The sequence below is a fragment of the Bacillus sp. FSL K6-1000 genome (assembly GCF_038630785.1).
GTDB classification, from domain to species: domain Bacteria; phylum Bacillota; class Bacilli; order Bacillales; family Bacillaceae; genus Bacillus; species Bacillus safensis.
The window spans coordinates 2,942,832-2,967,432 of record NZ_CP152042.1 but is presented as its reverse complement, the minus strand read 5'-3'; the positions used below and the strand labels follow the sequence as shown (position 1 = coordinate 2,967,432).

Annotated in this window: 21 protein-coding genes; 16 read left to right on the top strand and 5 right to left on the bottom strand. The window is 40.1% G+C overall.

Annotated features, from left to right (window positions below):
- The first annotated feature begins 4 nt into the window (after positions 1-4).
- From MHI46_RS15500 to MHI46_RS15485, 4 genes are all read left to right on the top strand, one after another.
- A complete protein-coding gene (locus tag MHI46_RS15500) occupies positions 5-2,041 on the top strand; it encodes an N-6 DNA methylase (RefSeq protein ID WP_342502924.1) in 2,037 nt (678 codons plus the stop codon).
- Positions 2,038-3,216, top strand: coding sequence for a restriction endonuclease subunit S (locus MHI46_RS15495; protein ID WP_342503262.1), 1,179 nt, complete (start codon positions 2,038-2,040; stop codon positions 3,214-3,216). The genes MHI46_RS15500 and MHI46_RS15495 overlap by 4 nt, the downstream gene beginning before the upstream one ends.
- Positions 3,217-4,239: 1,023 nt before the next feature.
- The gene (locus tag MHI46_RS15490; RefSeq protein WP_058838126.1) at positions 4,240-4,806 is read left to right on the top strand and encodes a TetR/AcrR family transcriptional regulator; all 567 of its coding nucleotides are present in this window, start codon (positions 4,240-4,242) and stop codon (positions 4,804-4,806) included.
- Positions 4,807-4,863: 57 nt separating this feature from the next.
- Positions 4,864-6,720 carry an alpha/beta fold hydrolase gene (locus tag MHI46_RS15485; protein ID WP_342502923.1) on the top strand — a complete coding sequence of 619 codons (1,857 nt, stop codon included), beginning with the start codon at positions 4,864-4,866 and terminating at the stop codon, positions 6,718-6,720.
- A 167-nt stretch (positions 6,721-6,887) separates the two neighbouring features.
- On the opposite strand, the gene MHI46_RS15480 is transcribed toward MHI46_RS15485, so the two are convergent.
- Complete coding sequence (locus tag MHI46_RS15480; protein WP_342502922.1) at positions 6,888-7,532, bottom strand: NAD(P)H-dependent oxidoreductase; 645 nt, start codon at positions 7,530-7,532, stop codon at positions 6,888-6,890.
- 82 nt (positions 7,533-7,614) lie between these two features.
- Here MHI46_RS15480 and MHI46_RS15475 point away from each other — a divergent pair, with 82 nt between their 5' ends.
- A complete protein-coding gene (locus MHI46_RS15475) occupies positions 7,615-8,547 on the top strand; it encodes a WYL domain-containing protein (protein WP_342502921.1) in 933 nt (310 codons plus the stop codon).
- A gap of 83 nt (positions 8,548-8,630) precedes the next feature.
- Here MHI46_RS15475 and MHI46_RS15470 read toward each other — a convergent pair whose 3' ends face one another.
- Positions 8,631-9,833: a DUF418 domain-containing protein gene (locus MHI46_RS15470; protein ID WP_342502920.1), complete on the bottom strand. Its 1,203-nt coding sequence runs from the start codon at positions 9,831-9,833 to the stop codon at positions 8,631-8,633.
- A 250-nt stretch (positions 9,834-10,083) separates the two neighbouring features.
- Between MHI46_RS15470 and MHI46_RS15465 the strand changes: the two genes are divergently transcribed.
- The 8 genes from MHI46_RS15465 (at position 10,084) to MHI46_RS15430 (ending at position 17,661) form a co-directional block, all read left to right on the top strand.
- On the top strand, positions 10,084-10,785 hold the full coding sequence (locus MHI46_RS15465) for a response regulator transcription factor (protein ID WP_342502919.1): 702 nt from the start codon (positions 10,084-10,086) through the stop codon (positions 10,783-10,785).
- Positions 10,766-12,079 carry a HAMP domain-containing sensor histidine kinase gene (locus MHI46_RS15460; RefSeq protein ID WP_342502918.1) on the top strand — a complete coding sequence of 438 codons (1,314 nt, stop codon included), beginning with the start codon at positions 10,766-10,768 and terminating at the stop codon, positions 12,077-12,079. The genes MHI46_RS15465 and MHI46_RS15460 overlap by 20 nt, the downstream gene beginning before the upstream one ends.
- Positions 12,080-12,116: 37 nt before the next feature.
- Positions 12,117-12,545, top strand: coding sequence for a phosphate-starvation-inducible protein PsiE (gene psiE / locus MHI46_RS15455; RefSeq protein WP_039181241.1), 429 nt, complete (start codon positions 12,117-12,119; stop codon positions 12,543-12,545).
- A 226-nt stretch (positions 12,546-12,771) separates the two neighbouring features.
- Positions 12,772-13,680, top strand: a complete 909-nt coding sequence (locus MHI46_RS15450) for an alpha/beta fold hydrolase (RefSeq protein WP_342502917.1) — start codon at positions 12,772-12,774, stop codon at positions 13,678-13,680.
- Between the two features lie 139 nt (positions 13,681-13,819).
- Positions 13,820-14,776 carry an iron-siderophore ABC transporter substrate-binding protein gene (locus MHI46_RS15445; protein WP_039181238.1) on the top strand — a complete coding sequence of 319 codons (957 nt, stop codon included), beginning with the start codon at positions 13,820-13,822 and terminating at the stop codon, positions 14,774-14,776.
- A gap of 73 nt (positions 14,777-14,849) precedes the next feature.
- Positions 14,850-15,866 carry an iron ABC transporter permease gene (locus MHI46_RS15440; RefSeq protein WP_034282660.1) on the top strand — a complete coding sequence of 339 codons (1,017 nt, stop codon included), beginning with the start codon at positions 14,850-14,852 and terminating at the stop codon, positions 15,864-15,866.
- Positions 15,859-16,896, top strand: coding sequence for an iron ABC transporter permease (locus tag MHI46_RS15435; RefSeq protein WP_144494188.1), 1,038 nt, complete (start codon positions 15,859-15,861; stop codon positions 16,894-16,896). The genes MHI46_RS15440 and MHI46_RS15435 overlap by 8 nt, the downstream gene beginning before the upstream one ends.
- 21 nt (positions 16,897-16,917) lie before the next feature.
- Complete coding sequence (locus MHI46_RS15430; RefSeq protein ID WP_338592599.1) at positions 16,918-17,661, top strand: IucA/IucC family C-terminal-domain containing protein; 744 nt, start codon at positions 16,918-16,920, stop codon at positions 17,659-17,661.
- 17 nt (positions 17,662-17,678) lie between these two features.
- Here MHI46_RS15430 and MHI46_RS15425 read toward each other — a convergent pair whose 3' ends face one another.
- The gene (locus MHI46_RS15425; RefSeq protein WP_144491492.1) at positions 17,679-18,557 is read right to left on the bottom strand and encodes an endonuclease; all 879 of its coding nucleotides are present in this window, start codon (positions 18,555-18,557) and stop codon (positions 17,679-17,681) included.
- A 171-nt stretch (positions 18,558-18,728) separates the two neighbouring features.
- On the opposite strand from MHI46_RS15425, the gene MHI46_RS15420 reads away from it, so the two are divergent.
- The 3 genes from MHI46_RS15420 to MHI46_RS15410 all read left to right on the top strand — a co-directional run bounded on the left by MHI46_RS15420 (position 18,729) and on the right by MHI46_RS15410 (position 22,338).
- Positions 18,729-19,964 carry an alanine--glyoxylate aminotransferase family protein gene (locus MHI46_RS15420; RefSeq protein WP_342502916.1) on the top strand — a complete coding sequence of 412 codons (1,236 nt, stop codon included), beginning with the start codon at positions 18,729-18,731 and terminating at the stop codon, positions 19,962-19,964.
- A gap of 155 nt (positions 19,965-20,119) precedes the next feature.
- The gene (locus MHI46_RS15415; RefSeq protein WP_342502915.1) at positions 20,120-21,319 is read left to right on the top strand and encodes an MFS transporter; all 1,200 of its coding nucleotides are present in this window, start codon (positions 20,120-20,122) and stop codon (positions 21,317-21,319) included.
- Between the two features lie 290 nt (positions 21,320-21,609).
- The gene (locus tag MHI46_RS15410) at positions 21,610-22,338 is read left to right on the top strand and encodes an NPP1 family protein (RefSeq protein ID WP_039181218.1); all 729 of its coding nucleotides are present in this window, start codon (positions 21,610-21,612) and stop codon (positions 22,336-22,338) included.
- Positions 22,339-22,530: 192 nt separating this feature from the next.
- On the opposite strand, the gene MHI46_RS15405 is transcribed toward MHI46_RS15410, so the two are convergent.
- Positions 22,531-23,403 carry an SDR family oxidoreductase gene (locus MHI46_RS15405; protein WP_338592588.1) on the bottom strand — a complete coding sequence of 291 codons (873 nt, stop codon included), beginning with the start codon at positions 23,401-23,403 and terminating at the stop codon, positions 22,531-22,533.
- A gap of 155 nt (positions 23,404-23,558) precedes the next feature.
- Positions 23,559-24,410 (bottom strand): helix-turn-helix transcriptional regulator, encoded by an 852-nt coding sequence (locus tag MHI46_RS15400; RefSeq protein ID WP_338592585.1) that lies wholly within the window; start codon positions 24,408-24,410, stop codon positions 23,559-23,561.
- Positions 24,411-24,601: the final 191 nt, after the last annotated feature.

Sequence of the window (24,601 nt, the reverse complement as noted above, 5' to 3'; positions counted from 1 at the left end):
ACAAGTGGGGAAATCAGTAGAACCAAATATTGCCGATTTAGCGAACGGTTGGCTTAAATCTTATAAATTAGATTATAAATTAGAACAGGAGGCTTTAAATACTGAAATAGACAAAGCACTTTCTGATTATTTTACTAAGAATGGCGGATCAGGTGCAAATCGTCCTGATGTAAAATTACTTTTACAAGACAAGAATTTAGATTTTTATCCTGTTCTTATTGAATATAAGGGCTATAAAGATAAACTTGTAAAACTTGATAGTAATGGACAAGTTGAAAATAAAACTTCCAAAAATGAGCCGCATTTTAAAAATATAAATTCATTTGCAGTAAATGGAGCCGTGCATTATGCAAATGCTTTGCTACATCATACTAGTTATACAGATATTATTGCTATTGGTGTGACAGGATACAAAGATGAAACTGGAAAAATCCAACATGAAATTGGAGTTTATTATGTTTCAAAGAGCAATTTAGGGGTAGGACAAAGAGTTGGGGTGTATTCAGACCTTTCATTTTTAGCACCTGCAAATTTTGATGCGTTTATTAGTAAAGTAAAAACACTACATTTATCACAAGAAGAACTTGATAAGTTAAAAGAACAACGAGAAAAAGAGATAGATGCTAGTTTAGTGAAACTTAATAACGATATTTATCAAAACGAAAAAGGATTAGGTGAGAATGATCGTGTTTATTTAGTTGCGGCTTCTATTATTGCAACACTTGGAATACCTGGGAAAGTTACACCTCTAGAAAAATCTGATTTAAAATCTTCTACTGAACAAGGAAATACTGATGGTGAAATAATAGTAAGAAAAATAAGGGCATTTTTGAATGAAAAAGAACTACCAAATGAGAAAAAAGAACTTATCATAAGGACTTTGCAAAACACACTTTTAACTGATAATATCAACAAGGTTGAAAATGGCGAAAGTCAACTAAAAAGGGTTTTTACTAAAATTGTAGATGATTTAGGCATATACTATAAGATAGGGCTAACAACTGATTTCACAGGTAAGCTATTTAATGAGATGTATGGATGGCTTGGCTTTTCCCAAGACAAACTTAACGATGTAGTTCTTACTCCATCTTATGTTGCTACTCTCTTGGTTAAATTAGCACGAGTAAATAAAGATTCATATGTGTGGGATTTTGCTACGGGATCTGCAGGATTGTTGGTTGCTGCTATGAATGAAATGCTTAATGATGCCAAAGATAATATTACATCACCTGAAGAACTTACTCAAAAAGAGATTAAAATAAAAGCTGAACAATTGCTAGGCTTAGAGTTGCTCTCAAGCGTGTATATGTTGGCAATCCTAAATATGATTTTAATGGGTGATGGAAGCTCAAATATTTTAAACAAAGACTCTTTGAAAGATTTTAACGGAAATTATGGCTTTGGTAAAACTGAAGGTAAATTCCCTGCAGATGCTTTTGTTCTGAATCCACCATATTCCGCCAATGGAAGTGGGATGAACTTTGTTGAAAAAGCACTTGGAATGATGAATAAAGGTTATGCTGCAATTATTATTCAAAACTCTGCAGGTTCTGGAAAAGCTAAAGAATACAATAAGAGAATATTGAAAAAGCATACTCTTTTAGCAAGCATTAAAATGCCTGTGGATATATTCATCGGTAAATCAAGCGTCCAAACTAATATATACGTCTTTAAAGTGAATGAAATACATCATAAAGATGAGATTGTAAAGTTTATTGATTTCTCCAATGATGGATACACTAGAACTAACCGTAAGAAAGCTACTAACAACCTAAAAGACACTGATCATGCTAAAGAACGATATGATGAGCTAGTAAACTTGGTCCGCTTTGGAAAAAGCAAACTCAAATTTTTTACGGAAAAAGAGTACTACGAAGGTACTATTGATCCTAATAATGGTGCAGATTGGAATCAAAGCGCACCAATAGACACTAAACCTACTATACAAGATTTCAAAAAAACTGTAAGCGACTACTTAGCTTGGGAAGTATCAAATATTTTAAGACAGCAAAACAAAGGTGATGAAAGCTTGGGAAAATAGGTGCCTCACTTAACAAAAAATTAGAGAAAGTTAAGTGGGGCGAATATAAAATAGGTGATTTATTTGAGGTCTTATCATCTAAAAAGAGATTTGATGCAAATAAAGTCCAAGTTTTAAAAAGTGGTGACTATCCTTATGTTGTTAGAATGAGTTCCAACAATGGACAAAAGGGTTTTATTAATGAAGATGAAAAATTCTTAAATGAAGGTAATACAATTTCTTTTGGGCAAGATACCGCAACAATGTTTTATCAAGAAAATCCATATTTTACTGGTGATAAAATTAAAATATTAAAGGCAAAAGATAAAAGATTTAATAAAAAGAACGCACAGTTTTTCCTATCAACAATGATGAAATCCTTCAGTTCTTTTTCTTGGGGTAGTTCAAGTTTTAATGTAAATATTATAGAAAAGCAAAAAATAACATTACCCATACTGAAAAATGAAATAGATTTTGATTTTATGGAAAGCTTCATAGCCGAGTTAGAAACTGAACGTGTTGGTGAGCTGGAGTCTTATTTAACTGCTACAGGTCTGAAAAATTGTGAGTTAACAGAAGAAGAAGAAAGGGCGATAAGATCCTTCAATAAGGTTGAATGGAAAAAGTATCAGATGAAATATTTATTCGAAAGGATAAATACAAAAAAGTTACCTTATAAAGCTAAAGAACTACCTAAAGAGCCAACAGGAAAATACATTCTTCCATGCCTTACTTCCAGTTTTATGAACCAAGGATTAAACTATTTTGCCCCTAAAGAAAACGCAACTATTTTAGAGAATGTAATTTCTATTCCCTCTAATAGTGATGTGTATCGAGCGTATTTTCAATCCAGGGAGTTTACAGTTTTATCTGATGCTTATGCAATTAAATGGATTTATGACGATAGGGAACTATCAAAGAATCAGTATTTATTTACTGTTCCATGCATTAATGAAGTAACAGATTTGCCGAAATATTCATATAAAAATAAATTGGGTGGTTGGAATGTAGTCAGAAATAAATTTATAAGTCTTCCTATTAAAAATAACAAACCCGATTATGAGTTTATGGAAACGCTCATATCCGCAATCCAAAAGCTTGTTATAAAAGATGTTGTCTTGTGTACGAATAGAAAAATCGATTCTGCAAAGAGCATTGTAAACAAAAACAGCATAGAAGAAATTAAGAAGCCATAGGGAGAGTACCCTTAAGCCGTCAAATTAAAGCTACATAGCCTTGAAAGCCTTGATATAAAAGGGGTTTCGGTATATGTGGCTTTTTTAAATTCGTCCAAAATTATAGGTTTTTGATATGGAATTGCCTATTAAAACCTTGATTTAATGCCATTTTGGGTACGATATCAAGGAATTGAGGGAAACCAGTGAAGATGCGAAGAATAGAGAAGCGTCGGGTCAAACTATAAAGTCATCCTAAAAGCGGAATTAAGTGCTCACGTGTTTAAGAAATTTTGCAGCTAGTTTCTGGAGGATTGACCTTGGATAAACTGCCATAGAATGATAAAGTCATTGTGAGAGCTAGTCTTTTACTATCACAAACCGAAAAGATTATTGTGTGTGTTGTGACGAAGAAATTCATTCCACGAATATCGTTAATAGAAGTTTTTACCTTATAAGTCTTTTTCGATTAAAAGGGTGAGTCGAGTAAAGCGTTATTTAAGGTACTTTTTTGATAGGTTAGAACCCACTTTGAAGAATGGCTTTATATCAAAGGTTTGAGCGGTTTTATTGTTAATCATTACAGCCCAATTTCGAGCAAAATTAATCAAGTTTGAAATGGAAAGTTCTATTGGTTAATAAAAAACATTGATACACAATGCTTTTTGAAGGCATGTAATTTCGAGTGATACCACTTGTTAATTGAAAATCTTCATGGCGTTGTGTTTTTAGTGGGATAAATTTTCAGTATGAACCCTCAAAAAATGGTTCTTACTCACATTCATGATGGAATGACAGAAATAATGTCGTTCGTGAAGTCTTTCCACCTCTCCAATCACATCATGATTATCATTAAAGCCATCATAATTTTCTATGGACGCATTTTTCATTTGAGACATGGAATGGGATATAGGGTTTGTTTCCTCATTTGCGTTTGACTGTATCAAGAAAACTTTTTCATCAAACTCTTTTCTAAATGATCATAAATACTTGCAACATTTAAATTAGTACTGTATAGTTCTAATTATGACAAAGGTAAAATTAATGAATCAAAAACGTGTGCTTGAAGTAGCTGCAACATTATTTTTGGAAAAAGGGTTTGCTTATACAAGTATGGATGAATTGGTACGTGTAAGCAAAGTGTCAAAGTCTAATGTGTATTATCACTTTTCTAATAAGGAGGAATTATTAGCAGGGGTCGTTGATTATTGGATTGACATGTATCAAGCTGCAATAGACGACGTAATTTCTCAGACCCAATTTTCAGTTGAAGATCGTATCCAACTGTTTTTAAAGCAATTATCACAAGGCGTTCAGTCGAGAGAGTATAAGGGCGGCTGTCCATTTATTACTCTTTATATTCAAAGTCCTGCACAGGCCACGCAAATAAAAGAAAAAATAGGTCTTTTTTTTACAGGATTACAAAAGAAAGTTTCTCTATTGCTGAAACAAGGGGTAGAGAGCGGGGAATTCCGAAATACGATTCATATTGATGAGGTGGCATCACTTTTTATTACAAATCTTGAAGGAGCGTTATTTATTTCAGAAACATTGAAGGATGCAACGGTCATCACAAAAACAGCAGATCATTTATTTAACTTGCTTCGATAATAGAAGCATTTTTTTTACATCAAATTAGTACTAAATAGTACTAAAAGGAGACTTCATATGAAAACAGTATTTTTAACAGGTGGAACAGGCTTTATAGGAAAGCAATTAGTCGAAGAATTAGCCAAAGAGGATGTGAACATTCTTCTTTTAGTGAGGTCGAAAAGTAAAGCAACACGTATTTTTCAAGAAAGAGGCATTTTAAAACAGGAAGTGATGCACTTTATTGAAGGTGATTTAACGAAAATAGATTTAGGTCTAAGTGCTAAAGATATGGAGATGGTGTTGAAAACGGATGTGCTGATTCACGCAGGAGGCCCCATGGATATTCAAGCGACAAGTAACGAGGCAGCTTCCGTCTTTTTAAATGGCGCCAAATATATTGGTGAATTAGCTAAAAATATTAATCAATTGAAGGGCTTGCAGCATTTTATTCATGTTGTCGGTTATATGAGTCCCTTTGATGATGAAAATAGCAAGATTGCAATTGATGTGTTTAAAGAAGGAAACAATTATTTGAAAATCAAAAATCCTTATGAGAGAACAAAGTTTTTAGCAGATCTTTATATCCGTCAACAGGCAACAGCACTAGGTTATCCGCTTTCTGTCATTAATCCGCCAACTATAGTCGGCAGTAGTAAAACAGGGAGTACAGAGCAGATAGCAGGATTAGGTTTGCTTGTGACAAGTATACGAAGAGGACTCATGCCGGTGATTCCTGGAGGTAAAAGATATAGACTGCCACTGATTTCAAACGATGAGTTTGCGAAGTTTATTGTGCAGGTTCTCAGGATCGAACAGCCCGCTATTCAAACATATACACTTGTTGAAGACAAAGAGAACGATCCGAACATTGCTGAATTATTAAGTGTGATGTCGGAAAGTATGAATATGAGAGCACCAAAAATCTCTGTCCCAATGCCGTTTATGAAAGCAATGATGAAAAGTGGAGTAAGTAAAATAACAAACATTCCTTCTGATGGACTCAATTTTATGACTAAACGAACATTTTCAAATGCTTCAGTGAAAAACATAATGGGAGGAGATTGGTTTAAGAAGACGAGCGTCATGAAGTTTTTACCTGCCGTAGTAGCTGATCTGGATTATCGAATGATGGATCAACATGGTGAGCATCATCATTTATATGAGCGAACATTATGCGATAACAATACCGTTTACCAATTACACGGAGAGGGGAAACCATTTATTTTATTACATAGTTTATTGAGTAATGGAGAGGATTTATTTCCTTTAGCACAAGAGCTTCATGAAAAAACGGGTCAACCTGTATGGGTCTTGGATCTTCCTGGCTTAGGGCGTTCCCCTTTTAAACGAGAGAAAAACCTTCTAGATATCTACTTGAATGTAGTGAAAAAGTTATTGGAGAAAGCGACAAATGGTGCACATCTAATTGGCCATTCATTCGGTGCGTTTATTCTACTGGAAGCATTGGGACAAGGGTACATAGATAAGAAGTATTCAATCACTTTACTTCAGCCGCCAGTTGCTAAAAAAAATGCTAAATCGCTAAATGTTCCACAATGGATGAACAAATGGACATTAAAATTAGCAACTCCTAATAGGATAGAGCGTTATTTATTAAGTAAAGGTTTGTTTGAGAGCACGGAGAGCATCCCTGAACATTATATTGAAAAAATCAGAAACAGTTTTACGTCTCCTAGAATTTTAAATACGACGGTTCAGCTTAACCAGTTACTTTTGAAAAACGATCACGGTGATTTCAATGAAGAAACAAAGCATAATCTTCACATGATTTGGGGGGAGTATGACAAAGGCTATTCTGCTCCATCGCATCTTGGTAAGGTTGATTTAGTTCCGTATGGCCATCATTTTCCTCTTAGCCATCCGCGTGAAACGGCATCATTGGTTATAAAAAATAGTCTTACTAGCAGTTGAGAATGTGGGATAAATAAAGTATGTCGTAATTGAAATGAAGTCGCAGTGCTTGGGGTCTCACCGATACACATCAAGTGAAAGATTTTATAGCACCCTAAAACGAAAAAGGTGATTTTTATCAAAAAAAGCACGATTTTTCGTTTTGGGTCTTTTTGGTTAAATAGAAGTTAACTAGGTGTATAAAACTGATCTAAGGTTTTCGTCATATCATCAGATGCCGATTGTAAGATCACATCTTGCTCTAAAATTGCTGTTCCTTGTGCTCGGACAATATGAAATTGTTGAAAGCCCATCAAGTTTTGGAATATTTCTTTTAGGTAATGATGCGAAAATTCCAGAGGTGTATATCGATCGTTATTTGTGAAAATTGAGCCGCTTGCTTGAAGCAAAAGTACACGATAATCGTTAGTCATCAGACCAACAGAACCATTTTCTGTATATTTGAACGTTTCTCTCGCAATAAAGACATTATCTATATAATCTTTCATTCGTGAAGTCACATTGAAATTATGAACAGGTGACACGATCACAATTCGATGATGTGCTTTGAATTGAGCCAATAAAGCAGATGACGCAGCGGCGATTTTTTCTTCGGTAGCCGTTAATGTTTGTTCGGATGCTTGCTTATCCCAAATACCTAGCAGCTGTTCTTTTTCGATACGAGGAATTTCAGTTCCATATAAATGCAAAATGGTTGGTTCTTCATGAGGAAACCTTTCTTTAAACTGTTCTAAAAATAGTGTTTGCAGTTTGTTTGAATAACTTTCTCGATGAGTGAAATCTGGGTGTGCGTTAATGATTAATGTTTGCATGTACATGCTCCTTTTCTTTTGATAAGCTGAGTATAAATGATAAAGGTGACAAAAGAAGGCACCTTTTTAAGAGGGAATACAAATGAAAAAATCAGAACGATTAAACCAAGAACTTATTTTTTTAAGTGATAAACACTCTTTTCAGTTAAAGGATTTACAATCCGAATTTGGCATTTCTAAAAGGACGGCTTTAAGGGATATAGAAGAGCTAGAGTCAATGGGCTTAGCTTTTTACGTTGAAAATGGCAGACACGGAGGATATCGACTGGTGAATCAATCTCCATTGGTTCCTATTTATTTCAATATAGAAGAAGTCCAAGCTATTTTTTTCGCTCTTAAAGCGCTAGACCTGGTGTCAGCAACACCATTTAAAAAATCCTACTCACAAATTCGCCAAAAGCTGTTTGCCACAATGTCTGATGAGAGAAAGCAAATGATTACGGAGACTTTGGATGTGATTCATTACTATAATGTCGCACCAGTTAGTGAACAAAATCATTTGGAATTGATTTTACAGGCGATGATGGAAGATCAAATAGTGAAGATGACTTACACTCAATATGAAAATAAATGGATCAGGCTGCAGTTTCTTGAGTTGTTTTATCGAAATGGCATTTGGTTTTCTCAAGCATATGATGTTCAAAATAAAAAGTGGGGCATCTATAGATGTGACTTTATGAAGGACATGGTGATTGAAGAAGAAATCAGAGACACATTTACGAAGGAAGAATTAAAAGAACTGCAACTCGCGTACGAAAAAACTTATCATGATATCTCATTTAAATGTCGATTAACGGAACAAGGAAAAGAAAAGTTTTTGAAGCATCATTACCCGAATATGAAATTGGAGATCGTTGATCATATTCCTTATATTGTGGGTGGGTACAACCAAGAAGAATTATCATATATGACACACTATTTTATGTCATTCGGGAAACATGTGAAAATTGAATACCCAGATGAATTGAAAGAAAGTTATTTGAATCAATTGAGAGAAGTGATTGACCAGTATTGAATCACAAAAAACTAATATACTACAGAAAAGGCGAACCATTAAAGTTCGCCTTTTCTCACTCTTTTTAACTACTATGATGTCAGTTACTTCGCTACATGCATTGTGCTTGTTTTCGATTTATCATCAACCTTCCCATATGTCAGCTGACGCCAAATAAACTCCATCGGACCATATTTAAACCGCTTTAACCATAGCGTACTGAAGAGCACTAGGAAGACATAAACCCCCAGTCCAATCATAAACGTGCCAGCTGGCTGAAGATGATTGGCAAGTCCGGCCCCGTATTTCAGAAATAGCATTGTGCCAATGATAGAGTGAAGCAAATAACAGGTCAGTGACATGCGTCCGACTTTGGTAAAGACCATCAAAGCACCACGCAGCTGAGGAACGTGAATAAACAGCATCGCAAGTGTACTCATATAGAACATACTGCCTGTTAATCCGCCGTTTTGTTCAAGGACAGAGGCTATGTCCACCAATAGTGTATTTTCAAAAGGATTGACCGCTACTATGATCGTGCTGCTCTGTGTAATTAGAAACGCGATTGTGAAAATGATCCAAATGCGACTCCAAATCGCTTTTTTCGCCCCCATGTTTTTGAATAACTCCATTTTCACAAAATACACACCAAGTAAAAACATGAGGAACATAGAATAGATCATAGAAAATGAACCAGAAGCCATTGTGGCCAAATCTGTCCACCGGTCACCAATAGATGCTAGATAAGTCAGGCTGTTGTGGCTGGCTAGCTCGAAGTCAGCAAAATCCGGCTTGCCTGATGCTGTGTTCATGGTATTGAACAGCATCGTGAAAATAGGTGTGAGCAATTGAATCACAAAGAGTGTGATCAGCCAGTATAGGATGGTTTTGGCTGTTCGTTTGTAAAAGAAAAGCAATAAAAAGCCAGCGACTGCATAATAGGCCAAAATGTCACCAATCCAAACAAAGGTCAAATGCAGAAGGCCAAATCCTAAGAGAATGGTTAACCTGCGTGCAAACAGCTTGGTTGGACTGTCCACCTTCTGAGCAGCTCGGTCCATAAAAATCATAAAACCAACCCCGAATAGAAAGGAAAACAGTGTAATGAATTTCCCCGAGGCAAACCAATTCACCACATTGTGAAAGACATCATTTGACTGCATGTCAAATCCCTTGGCCGAATCCATGATCAAAAAGTAATTGACTAGAATAATCCCCATTAAGGCGAATCCTCGTACGATGTCCAAGAAATGAACCCTTTCTCGCAGACTCATCGGTTGTCCGTGTGCTACTTTGTTTGCATTCATATCCGTGCCCCTTTTCCTGTTATGATAAATGTGATTTGGATCGAACCATTGATCCTTACAATGAATCAATATATAGATCAATTCTTAACCAATTATGAAGAAGTGAATTTTTGGAAATGAATGTGTCCATTTGATGGCAGATTCTTAAATTCATAAACTGTTAAGGTTTATGCTGTATCTTTTCACATAGTTAGATGATATATAGTAAAGACATAAAAGAAAGAGCAACACATTACATGAGGTGAGAGACATGACCCATCGAATATTAGTCGTAGAAGATGATCAGGATATTGGTGAACTTCTGCAGGAATCCCTTACACGTGCAGGATATGAGGTGTTAAGAGCGATGAATGGCGAGCAAGCATTGAAGCTTGTGGATGATTCGCTCGATTTGGTGATTTTAGATGTGATGATGCCAGGGCTCTCAGGCATCGAAACATGCCAGCACATAAGATCCTCATCTAACGTTCCGATTCTATTTCTGACAGCCAAGTCGAGTACATTCGATAAAACTGAAGGATTACTTGCCGGTGGGGATGATTATATGACAAAGCCCTTCTCAGAAGAGGAGCTTCATGCTAGAGTCATTGCACAATTACGCAGGTATACCGTCTATCAGGAAAAGAGAGAGCAGGAAGAGACTTTTCTAGTTGGGGGTAAGCTGAGGGTAAGTGAAGAATTTAATGAAGTATGGAAAGAAAACCAGCAAATTAAGCTGTCTGATCTAGAATATCGGATGTTAAAGCTGCTCATGAGCAGGCGAAACAAAATATTTTCTGCTCAAAATATTTATGAAAGCGTGTGGGGACAGCCCTATTTCTATTGTTCCAACAATACGGTGATGGTGCATATTCGAAAGCTTCGTGCCAAAATTGAAGATGATCCTGCGCGCCCTGTATATATCAAAACTGAATGGGGAAGAGGATATCGATTTGGCACATCCACATCGTAAATATACACTGGCCAAAAAGCTGGCACTGTTGATTTTGGCGGCTGCAATCGTAAGTGGTATTGTCTTTTTGACGCTGCAAAAGATCACCAATGATTTGATCGATGGATATTTGAGTTCTGACGAGTATTACGAGCAGGAGTCAGCCAAGTATATTCAAAAATTCAGCCGCTACGTGTCTGAGAATGGGCTGTCTTCAACGGATCGAAAAGCGTTTGGCGAGTGGGTGAAAAAAGAGAATTACATTAATTTGACCATCTTCAATGATCAAGTGCTGCAATATGACTCTATTTATTCCGCTACCGATGAATCGGCGTACGGAAAAGAAAGGATGACCCAGTACGCTAAGCATCATTCGTATCCGGTTCAGTTTAGCGACGGTAAAGGCCGCGTCATGGTGGATGGTTTCTATTCATCTCGTTACCACGATCTTGCCTTTACACTGGAGCTGCTCGGGGCAACGCTTATATTTCTCCTCATAGTTCTTCTTGGCATTCGCAAAAGTCTGCGCTACCTGCAAATGATTCATCGAGAGATTCACATTCTTGAAGGCGGAGAGCTGGACTATGAGATGACGGTAAAAGGGCATGATGAATTAGCGATGATTGCCAAAAGTATTGAGGATCTGCGAAAAGCCTTTTTGGACAAGCTTCAAGCCATTGATGAGCTGCAAGAAGAGAGCCGCAGCTTGGTCACCGAAATGTCCCATGATATGAGAACACCGCTGACGTCGTTGATGATGAATCTGGAGTTTGCGAAAAAAGAAGAGACTGGAGCGGATACCCAAAAAGATCAATATATAGCGAGTGCCTACGGGAAAGCACTGCAATTAAAAAATCTGTCTGACAATCTGTTTGCCTATTTTCTGCTGGATAAAGAACATGAATCTGAGCTTGAGACCGTTGCAGTCAAAGAGGTGATTTACGATCTCCTGTCAGATCAAGTGGCCATTCTGCATCAAGAGAACTTTAAGGTTCATCTTTTAGGAGAGCTGCCTGACAGCTATATCAATGTGAATGTCGAGCTGCTTGGCCGAGTATTTGATAATGTGATGTCCAATTTACGGAAATACGCAGATCCCAAAAAGAATATCAATCTCACGTTTTTATCCGATCAAGAAATCTTTGAGATCCATATCAGCAATGCGATAAACGAGACAAATGACACGCAGGAAAGTACTGGACTTGGTGAACGAAGCATCAAACGAATGATGTCTCGCATGCACGGGCAGTTTGAAAGTATAGAAAGGAACGATGTTTACTACATCGTGCTGCGATTTTGGAACATAAAAATGTAGAAAACAAATGAATATACTGGAATGGAGAGACAACTCAATGAAACGATTCAACAACTTCCAAAAGATACCTGATCTCTTACAAGGCCTTCTCAATATCTGTCTGTTCTTTTTGGCCATCGCTTTAAGTGTTCTCTTAATCAGTGAAACATGGTACATTGTCCAATTTGTTTATAAAACACTGTTCAACAAAGGAGAAAGCTATTATGGAATGCTTGGGGAACTGCTGATCTTCTTTATGTACTTTGAGTTTATTGCCTTAATTATTAAATACTTTAAATCTAACTTTCATTTCCCGCTTCGTTATTTTATTTATATTGGGATCACAGCTGTCATCCGTTTAATTATTATTGATCATGAAGAGGCGGTATCGACCTTCTGGTGGGCGCTGGCCATTCTTGCTATGACCTGTGCACTCTTTATCGCGAGCAAAAGAGATGCTGCTCAAGAGCATGAGGAAGTGAAGTAAGGAAAGAAGACGAACGATGGACGTTCGTCTTTTGTGCATTCATAAAGAGATGTACAGTATGATGAAAGGCGTTTTACAAAGCACCGACTTTATTGACATGTTCTTATGGTATGATTTAGAAAAAGTAAGACCTTCCCTCTGCAGGATATGAATGAATAGGATGCAGGAAGGAGGATGACTAATTCGGCTTAGTCATTCTCATTTCTGGCTAAAGGAGCGAAATCAATTGACACACACCAAGACAGAATCATTCTCGTTTACAAGTATGCAACATGCAGCCTCTGTACATATTCCAGAAAGACAATTCATTTTATCACATGATGGTACAAGCCTTGCGTATTATCCATTTTTATCAGAAAAGAAGACGCAGGCCAATGTGATCTTGATTCATGGTGGTGGTGCTCATAGTTTGGCTGGTTATGAGCATATCGCTTACACACTGCAACATGATTTTCACGTAAATGTATTTTTACTTGATCTAAGAGGCCATGGCCATTCACAAGGAAAAAAAGGGGATACACCTAGTGTCACGGATGTATGGCAAGATATGTCGCAGGTTGTGGATGCCATTAAACAGGATCATAAAGGTGCCATCTACCTTTGTGGCCATTCTTCGGGAGCAGGCCTGCTGCTTAACTACTTGTCTTGGCCCAAAAAAAGAGAAGTGGACGGTTACTTTTTCATCGCACCTGAATTTGGCTATAAGTCAGGTACTGCAAGGGCTGATCAAATTCCTTTTGCCACCGTTCAAGTATGGAAATTCATTCTGTCTGCGATGACAAAAGGGAGTCTGATGAGTCATTCTGAAGCCGTACGTTTTCACTATCCTGCATGGGTGGTCGAGCAGGATCCACTTCTATTGACGACCATCACTGTCAATCTATCTCTTGCCTTAACCCCATCTGCACCTAAAAAACAATTTGCGAAGATGGATCGGCCGTATGGCATGTTTGTAGGCAGCAAGGATGAGCTGTATGACGTCGAGACATTTCTTCCCTATCATGAACTGCCGAAAGAACCACTCAAAAAACAATCAGTCTATCAAGTGCTGGAAGGACATACCCATTTGTCGATTTTATTAGAAGCGGGAAAACAGATTGGCAGGACGATCCAAATGTGGAATCCTTCTATTTAGTATGAACAACTAGTCAATACTCTCCCATTTAATTAAAAATTTACATTGACACCATCCTTTTCTATGATAAAATCATAATGTGATAATGAGAATCGTTATCAAACGATATGACTACATATAGAATGGATAGGTGAGGTACATGTTCAAGAAATCTTTTTGGTCGCTATTAGTTGTGCTCTCCATCGTTTTACTTGCAGCTTGCGGCAGCAATAGCAGTGACGGCAAGTCAGGTAATAAAGAGAAAACAAGGACTGTTGAAAGCGCTATCGGTTCAACTGACAATATTAAGGATAAACCAAAGCGTATTGTGACGCTGTACCAAGGAGCAACGGATGCAGCAGTCGCTATGGGCATTAAACCAGTGGGTGTTGTAGAATCTTGGCTTGAAGCACCTACGTATAAATATTTAAGAGATGACTTAAAGGATGTTAAAATTGTTGGGCAGGAAACACAGCCAAACTTAGAGGAAATTGAAAAGCTTAAGCCTGATTTGATCATTGCATCAAAAATCCGCCACGAGCAAATTTTTGATCAGCTGCAAGAAATCGCTCCAACTGTTGCAACAGAAACAGTGTTCACCTTTAAAGATACAGTGAAGTTGATGGGTGAAGCGTTAAATCAGGAAGACAAATCAAAAGAATTGCTGACGAAGTGGGATGACCGCGTCGCTGACTTCAAAGAAAAAGCGAAAAAAGACATCAAAAACTGGCCAATGAGTGTGTCTGTGGTGAACTTCCGTGCAGACCATGCTAGAATCTATCAAACTGGTTTCGCAGGGTCGATTTTAACAGAGTTAGGCTTTAAAGGACCTAAGAATGTCAAAGATAAAAAGCAAGACATTATTACACTGACAGACAAAGAGAGCATTCCGCAAATGGATGCAGATGTGATCTATTACTTCATGGATGATCAAGATAAGGCGGTTGAGAAAGCATATAAAGAGTGGACGAGTCATCCTTTATGGAAGCAGCTTGACGCAGTGAAAGCGAAACAAGTGCATAAAGTAGATGAAATCACTTGGAACATGGGCGGCGGTATTATCGCTGCAAACATGATGCTTGATGATATTTATGATCGTCTAGGAATTGATAAATAAGTCTTAACAGAGGAGAAAATGTGAACATACCATTTTCTCCTTTTTTCCATAACAGATTGAAAGCGGGAATTAGATGAGAAGTTTATTAAAAAAGGATTCAAGCAAGGCACTGCTTTTTGCTGGATTCATTGTGTTGATGTTGGTCTTTTTTATGCTCAGTATTTCCCTTGGGCAAACCTCCATTTCCCTCAAAGCCACCATCCATGCGTTTCTTCAATTTGATGAATCGGATCCAAACAGTGTGATTGTCATGACATCCAGATTATCAAGAGCTTTAATCGCGACGGTCGTTGGATCTAGCCTGGCGATTTCAGGTGCACTCATGCAGGCATTGACGAGAAATCCGCTTGCGGCGCCTGATTTATTAGGAATTAATGCAGGTGGACTCTTTTTTATCGTGATTTCGATTGTTTTCTTTTCAACAGAGTCGTTAACAGGTTATATGTGGACAGCCTTTCTAGGCGCAGCGATTGCAGGGATGCTTGTTTTTCTATTGGGTTCCATTGGTAGAGATGGATTAACGCCAGTCAAAATTGTCCTTGCAGGAGCGGCGATATCTGCACTGTTTGCGTCTTTTACACAAGGTCTTTTAATCGTGAATGAACAGTCAATTCAAAGTATTTTGTTCTGGATGGCTGGTTCAGTGTCTGGAAGAAGCATTGATATGTTAATCCCTGTGTTACCTTATATTCTCGGTGCGACTATTGTGGCGCTGCTTCTAGGACGTTCTATTAATGTTCTTTTGTCAGGAGATGATATTGCCAAAGGACTTGGCCAGCGTACACTGCTGCTGAAAATCACGATGGGTGTACTCGTCGTCTTTTTAGCAGGTGGTTCGGTCGCTGTTGCCGGTTCAATTGGTTTTGTTGGTTTTCTTGTGCCGCATATTGTGAAAAAGCTTGTCGGACCTGACCACCGCTGGGTACTGCCGTATTGTGCCGTTGTGGGGGCGTCGCTTTTACTTGCCGCGGATCTGGCGGCTCGTTTTCTGATCATGCCGCAGGAAGTGCCGATTGGTGTCATGACGGCGGTAGCAGGAGCGCCTCTATTTGTTTATCTCGTGCGCAAGGGGTTGAAGACAGGTGGCTAAAACATATACAGTGCGTTCTAAAGGCGGGCGCATTTCATTTCAATTTTCAAAGCGGACGTTTTTGATTTTACTTTTATTGACGGTCATTGCCTTTGGTTTATTTATTCTCAGTCTCAGTATGGGAAGCCGGTTCATTCAGCCGGTGGATGTGCTGCTTCATTTAATCGGTCAGGGAGAGGGAAATTCCTTTGTGTTAAATACGCTGAGGATTCCACGAACGCTGCTGGCTGTCTTAGTCGGAGCCTCGCTTGCGGTATCAGGGCTTATTTTGCAAGGGTTGATCCGCAACCCGCTGGCATCTCCTGACATCATTGGGATTACGAGTGGTGCTTCGTTTGGTGCGATTATGTTCATCGTCTTTTGGATGGGCACTGTGCCTATTGCTTATCAATCCTTATGGGCGATTGCCGGTGCTTTTGCGGTATCGTGCCTAATCTATTTGCTGTCATGGAAAAAAGGGGTCAAACCGATCACACTTGTCCTAATGGGAATTGGGATTTCTGCCATTATGAAGGCATGTGTGACGTTTACGCTTGTTCTTAGTGATACGATGACAACGACAAAGTCATATATCTGGCTGACGGGCAGCTTATATGGTTCTACGATGAAAGACGTCACGGCGATGCTTCCTTGGGTGATGATTATTTTACCGATTGTCATGGTGTTAGCAAGAACGATGAATGTAAAAGAACTTGGAGATGATCTTGCAACAGGTCTCGGGGTAAAAGTGCAGGCGAAACGATTATTCTTTCTCCTGATGAGTGTGACATTGGCTGGTGTTGCAGTCGCATTTGCAGGCGGCATTGAATTTGTTGGACTCATGGCGCCGCACGTTGCACGGATGATCATTGGACGTTCATTCATAGCACTTGTCCCAGCATCTGCGCTTGTTGGAAGTATTCTCGTGATGCTGGCTGATCTTGTGGCTAGAACCGCATTTCTACCGTTAGATGTCCCAGCAGGTGTATTTACGGCAGCTATTGGTGCACCGTTCTTTATTTATTTGTTATATCAACAGCGCAATCGATAAACAGAAGATGGGGGTTTTGATATGAGGCCAGAGTGGGTTGAGAGAGAATTACTTGATTTCGGGGTACACATCACAAATGGACCAATGACATCTGATCGCACACTTGCTGCGCTTTTTTCAGAAGCAGCCGTCATACGTTTATTAGAAGCTGAAAAGGAAGCGATGCATGCACCCAATCTTGCGGTAGCAGCTTCTATGTTTTCAAAGCGGTATGCCTATTTAGCCGTCAGTTCCTCTCTATATTTGATGACGCTGTATGACGGTATCTATCAGTTTTCACCAGCAGCATGTGCATTTAGAGAGGATCGGAAAATTGAAATTGATGAGGCGGCGTGTTCGTTTGTTCGACTAGAAGGAGATCGGCATGAGTGGAGAGAGAAGGTCGTACGTGCGCTGTTTACGGAGTGTGTCACGCCTCTTTTAGACGTACTGAACTGCACATCAAAACTCTCTTATCGTATTTTATGGGAAAATGTAGCGGTTCGAATCAACTCTCTTTATCGAAGCATGATGAGGGAAGCGGAAGAACGTGCGGTGAAGCAGCGCGTGCGGGAGGATTATCTGTATTTGAAGCAGGCGGCTGGGGATGTATTTGGAGCTCAGCAAAATCCATTTCAGCACAGTTTAAACCTAGACGACAGCTTACTTGAAACATCCAATCGGAAAACCTGCTGTATGTATTATAAGCTTGAGAAAAAATCAGAGAGTCTTGATTATTGTCTTGTTTGTCCTCTTGAACAAAAGAAAGGCACTGCTTGCTCGTAGCATAGCAGTGCCTTTTTTTATTCCCAAATCTCACTTACCCATTCAGGATGATCAATAAAAGGATTGCGGTTGTGCTGATACGTTTGATATATGATCTCATTGCGGTTCCGTTCGATTTGATCGACTGGGTCCTGCTTGTGCCATTTGAGAAGCACAGACATTTTGCCGTGAAGAGGCGAGCTTCCATTATTCACTTTGTCGTTTAATTCTAAATCTGGAAAGCGGTCATCACCCTCGTAGCGAACCGCCATATAAAAGAGCATTCTCGCAACATCTCCTTTGACCCGGCTGTGAGGTTCGAATGAGTCGCTATCGTAGAAATTGCCCGGCGCCCCTTTGTATTCATTACCGCCTGTATCAAAATCTAAATTTCCACGTGTGCTGTTCGTTTGCACATCTGTCGCACGAAGGTGGTGGAGATCTGTCCCAGGCCCCTGACTTGTCCCAAAATTGCCATGAGACTTTGCCCAGACATGCTCTCTGTTCCACTGGCCGACATTTCCACCATTCGCTTGCTTTGAGCGGGAGGCACCACTATAAAGCAGCAGCACATTGTTAGAGTTATTGGGGTCTTCATCTGTTTTCTTTAATGCATCCCAAACCTGGCTGTAGGATAGCTGCGTATGATCATCAATGATATCGTGTAAAGCCTTTTTAAGAGCGGGTCCTGATTTGCCAGCAGCAGATTGGTAATAGGAATCGATTTGACTTGTGGCGGCAGTTTGCGTTTGTTGTGCAGATGTTTCGTTTTGAAGCTGTAACGGGGAAAAGGTGATCGTTTGACTAGGTTCATTCAGATTGAAACCTTGAGCGTTTGCAGCTGGAGGCAGCGGGGCGGCGAATGTGCCGAATATCATGATTCCGGCGGCCACAGTTCCAAATAAAGTTCTTTTCATTCGATTTCCTCCTTGATAGGGAATGTATTCTCTTTATTTCTATCATATTGTCATGAAGAAATAAATGGATTTATCGTAAATTTTATGTAATGAGTTCGTAGGAAAAGAGATTGCTATTTTAAGAGCATTCCTGTATAAGTGGGCTTATAAGGATGGACAGCAAGGGAGAGGATGGATAACGTGAAAGAACTGCAAACACCTTCAAGAACGATAATGACACCGGGGCCCGTAGAAGTAGATCCGAGAGTGCTCCGTGTGATGAGCACCCCTATTCTCGGTCAATTTGATCCAGCATTTACACACATAATGAACGAAACAATGACCTTATTGCGGTCACTTTTTCAAACAGAAAACAAATGGGCTTATCCAATTGACGGTACGTCCCGTTCAGGGCTTGAAGCTGTGCTCGCCAGTGTGATTGAGCCGGGAGATTCAATGCTTGTGCCTGTCTTTGGCCGCTTCGGTCACCTGCTCATTGAAATAGGGCAGCGCTACGGTGCTGAGGTGCATACAATGGAATGTGAATGGGGGACGGTTTTTGATCCTGCCGACATCATCCAAGAAATAAAGCGGGTCAAGCCTAAAATCGTTGCCATGGTTCATGGTGAAACATCCACCGGACGATTGCAGCCGCTCAAGCAAATTGGTGAAGCATGCCGGGCTCTTGATGCGCTGTTCATTGTAGACGCTGTGGCGACCATTGGCGGTGTCGAGGTAAAAGTGGATGAATGGAAAATTGATGCGGCGATTGGCGGCACGCAGAAATGTTTATCTGTTCCATCAGGCATGTCACCTATTACCTATAATGACCGAGTCGCAGCTGTCATTGAATCGAGAAAGAAAGTAGAAAAAGGCATTGCGACACAGGATGAATTACAAAAACAGATCGATATTTCTCCAATCAAAAGCAATTATTTTGATTTAAGCCAGCTTCAGGATTATTGGAGCCCAAGACGATTAAATCATCATACAGAAGCGACAACGATGCTCTATGCACTGCGAGAAGGGGTTCGTCTTGTGCTTGACGAAGGGCTGTCTGAACGTTTTCAAAGGCACGCGTATCATGAAAAAGCCTTGATGAAAGGTCTTGAAGCGATGGGGCTTGAATTGTTTGGTGATCCAGATTGTAAAATGCCGGTTGTGACCTGTGTTGTCATTCCAAATGGTATTGACGGAGAAGCGGTCCGTGCCGACCTGCTCCATCATTTTGGAATTGAGATTGCAAGCTCCTTTGGACCGCTTGCCGGCCGTATATGGAGAATTGGGACAATGGGCTACAGCTGCCGAAAGGAAAATGTGCTGTTTGTGTTAGCGGGTCTGGAAGCGATCCTCATCAAACACGGTGCGTCTATCCATTGCGGAGCAGGGCTTCAGGCGGCTCTTTCTAACTATGAACAAGCTGAATAGATATATCATACTCGCCACTGGCGGGTATTTTTTATTTGGAAAAGAACGCTAATTTTTGAAAAACTAGACTTATAGATAAGGTTATCGCTATACTGGAGAAGTTCTCATCCTTTTTGTCATCATTTTCATTTATTTTGCAGAAAGAGGTTTTTTGTATGAAGAAGATGGGCAGATTATACATTTTGATGCTCAATATTTTTATTGCCATGCTTGGCTTTGGCCTCATTGTACCTGTTATGCCGAGTTACATCGAAGCCTTTGGCGCAACAGGAAAAACACTCGGTTTTCTTGTCGCTGCAACAGGCCTCACACAATTCGCGTTATCGCCGATCGCCGGCGCACTGACCGATCGATTTGGACGAAGAAAATTGATCATTGCCGGGATTGCCGGCTTTACGATTGCTCAGTTTATTTTTGCTTTTGCTGATCAGCTTTGGATGCTGTTTGTGTCTCGCTTTTTAGGCGGTGCTGCCGGGGCTTTGCTCATGCCGGCCATGTTTGCATACATCGCTGATATCACAAGTGAAAAGGACCGAGGGAAAGGAATGGGTCTATTCAGTGCAGCGATGACACTAGGTTTTGTCATTGGGCCGGGCGTAGGCGGCTATTTGGTTGAGTACGGGATCGCTTTTCCATTTCTCATTGCCGGTTCCTTTGCTGCCCTTTCTACTTTGTTATCCATCCTATTCTTACCTGAAACATTAACAAAGGAAAAGCAGGAAGAGGCGCGGCTCAACAAGGACATTCATTTCAATCCTTTTGTACAAATGATCCAAGCTCTAAAGACATCGTACGGCTTTTTGTTTATATTGGCCTTTGTCCTCAATTTCGGGATCATTCACTTTGAATCGATTTTCGGCTTATATGTAGACCAAAAACACGGATTTTCACCGAAGGATATTGCGTTTGTGATTACGGTTGCGGGTCTTACAGGGGTGCTTGTCCAAGGTGCGTTAGTGAATGCCTGTGTGAAACGATTTGGGGAGATGAGAGTCGTCCGTTATGCGCTGTTAGGAGCGGCTTTCATGCTGATCGCCTGCCGTTTTGCGCCGTCCTTTTGGTTGATCTTTACAGGTTCGATTTTATTTTTATCGGCTACGTCATTTGTCCGTCCAGCCCTCAATACATTGCTGTCCAAGATGGCAGGCAATCAGCAAGGGATAGCAGGCGGTCTCAATACATCCTTTATGAGCCTTGCCAATATCGTCGGACCGAGTCTTGCGGGTATATTATTTGATGTGAATATTGAGTTTCCTTTTATGTTTGGAACACTGGTGCTTTGCGTCAGTTTCGCTGCATCCATCGTGTGGGGGAAAAAAGTGCAGCATGTTCATGCAGCGCAAGGAAGATTGTAGTTGATCTACAATCTTTTTTTATTGAATGAAATACATTTAGAAAAATTCCAATTAGAAATAGTATATGTTTTATATTTTATCTAAATGAATAGTATAGTTTATCAATATTTACACCTTTTACTGAGATGAAATCCATAAATTTAGGTCTTTGAGATCAATAAAAACTTGTTAATAAAATACTAAAATATACATTTTGTGTAAAAAGTGATTGATTGGCTTTTTCCGCAATGGTAACATCAATCTCGACAGCATGAGGTAACTGAGATAATCAAGAGAAAAGGGGATAGAAAATGAAGAAGTTTATGTTTGCCATTATATTTTTTATCGTCACCATGTTTAGTACAGCAGTGCCATCAGCAGTTCATGCGGCAGAAATTGATCATGACAAGGTAGTTGGTTTTAGAGAAGTCAATCCAACAACTGTTACACAAAAAGCGGCGAAGAAATTTCAGCCTTATTTGAAAGTATGGCATGGATGTGTACCATTCCCAGCTGTAGATGCTGCTGGAAACACAAGCAGAGGGTTAAAAACGAGCGGTTCACATAATGGTGGATGCAGCAGTAATATCGGTCAAGTATATTCACGTTCAGATTGGTACAATGGCAGCTGGGCGATTATGTATGCTTGGTATTTCCCAAAAGATAATCCATCACCGGGCTTTGGTCATCGTCATGACTGGGAATCCATTGTCGTTTGGATTGACAACCCAGCTGTAGCCAGCCCGCGTGTTCAATCGATTGCTTACTCAGGTCATGGGCAATATAAGAAAGCAGCACCGAGTGCCGCAAGTATTTTAGGAACAAATCCTTTGGTTGGTTATGATAGCAACTGGCCATTGAACCACGAGCTGGATGTAAGCGGCAATGTGAGCGGTAAAGGGATGCAGCCTTTAATTGGCTGGGATGATCTAACGCCGGCAGCAAGACATGCATTGAATACAACAGATTTTGGTAGTGCCAACGTACCTTTCAAAGATAGTAATTTTAAAAACAATTTAGCAAAAGCGTGGTACCGATAAGGTTAACAATGATACAGAACCGATCATTTTTTAGATGATCGGTTTTTTTGATAAACAAAATTGCATCATCTACGTGTAAATGCTCTTTCACTAATTGGGGTGGGGTTAAGGCTATTCTGCACCACTTATTAAATATACCGAAAGCTGAAGGACGAAAAGAAGCCACTCCATTGTAAGGAGTGGCTTTGACGTTTAAACTTGTTTGTTCACATCATCTGCATCAGTTGAGTATGCCAGTTCTTTCTGCTCTTCCAATGCAGCTGTTTTTTCCAACAGGGAGGCCTTGATTTTCTTATAGGCGTCACTGCCAAGTGCCATACGTATTGGACCATCTCCTTGATCGACACGGTGTATAATCTGCTGCGCCATTTTATCCGGATCGCCGATCACCATCTGATTAAGCATGCTCATATCTATACCGGGCACTTCCCCCTTCATCATGCTAACTAATTGGCCAGCCTCCAAATCTCGGTATACATCCATCTGCTCTCCGAATACAGCGTTGCCTGCAGCGAAATTTGTGCGGATTCCGCCGGGCTCCACGATGGTTGTCTTAATGCCGAATGGTGCAACTTCCTTGGCTAGCGCTTCAAAGGCACCTTCGACCGCCCATTTTGAAGAACTGTACAGTCCCATACCTGGAATAGAATAATGTCCCGCCATACTAGAAATCTGTACAATGTGCCCATTGCCCTGATTACGGAAGAAAGGTAGGACTGCGCGTGCAGCGCGCAGTGATCCAAGTACATTGGTCATGAACAGATGCTCGATCTGTCTATCACTTGCTTCCTCCACCGCACCATATAATCCATAGGCTGCATTATTAACAAACACATCGATCGTACCCAGTTCTGTAAATGCGCGTTCCACCACCTCAGCAATTTGCTGTGGATTTGTCAGATCTAATTTAGCCTGCCATAATTGGGAGCCATATTGAGCCTGTAGATCATCCAGCACACCCGGTTTACGTACTGTTGCGGCAACACGGTCCCCTCTTTCAAGTAACCGACGAGTGATACGTGAAGCCAGGCCTCCTGATGCTCCTGTAATAAACCATGTTTGCATGATAAACATCCTCCAATTTTTGAATTCCTCAGTATCATACCTGTAATTAGAGTGATGCAACCACAGCACGTTTATACTATTAACGGGAGTAACAGTCTAGAATCAAAGGTTGTATGACCACCCGATTCAATCTGGATGTATTATTATTCGCTTTGTTAAAGTAGCCTGTCCTGCTCCAATAAACGCAATAATCTCTCCTCTGTGCCTGAACCGGGTACAGGGACAAAGAAACACCAGTGAAGGCCAGCATCGTTATCTATTGCAGCTGTGAAATGAAGCTCGAACTCCATCTCCTGCCCGTCTGGAAGACGAAATAAAGCAGTTTTTACACGTTTTTGTTTGATTTCGTAAAGGTCCCAGAAATACGCAAAATCCACACTTTCTCTTCTCAAACGTTCGAACCTTTCCATATACAACAGGTTGTCCTTGTAGCGGTCGAAATTTGCGCGCATAACCGCTGCGGAGTAACGGGCAAATCCTTCCCAATTCACCAGTCTTTTGCGGTAATCTGGCTTGAAAAACATGATGTTCAACATATACCGTTCGTTTTCCGGCAGACTGCCGAAATCGGCTATGATGAGTTCTGCTGCCCGATTCCAGGCTATCACATCCGAACCCTCATCCGTGATGAAAGAGGGATAGTACAATTGATTTACAATCTTTTTAAAAAATTCGGTATCTGGCCCTTCACGATTCGGCACGGCATCTGCGGGCGCCAGGTCTAGATTTGCCAGATCAAACAGATACTTCTGCTCATCTTCATCAAGCTGTAGCGCATTGCTAATATTGAGCAGCACTTCTGGCGAAGGATTAACCTCTCTGCCTTGTTCCAGCCAGGTATAGTAGGTCACACTCATATTAGCAAGATAAGAGACTTCTTCTCTTCGAAGTCCCGGAGTTCGCCTTCGGCCGGGCAGCGGCTGTATCCCCACTTCAGAAGGCTGCAGCCGTTCTCTGCGCGATTTGATGAATTCGCCCAATGTTGATGAAGAACGATTCGCTTTCACATAAATCACCTTCCTTATATTCCTAAATTGGCCGCATACGCAGAGAATGCACGTCACACTCTCAAAGACACTGTATTAGATAGCCATATAAGAACATTATAATCTCGATAACCTGTAGATATCCATCTCCTGATATTTGGCTAATTTTTCGCCGATAGACCCGTTACGGTGAACTGTATCATAAGTTAATA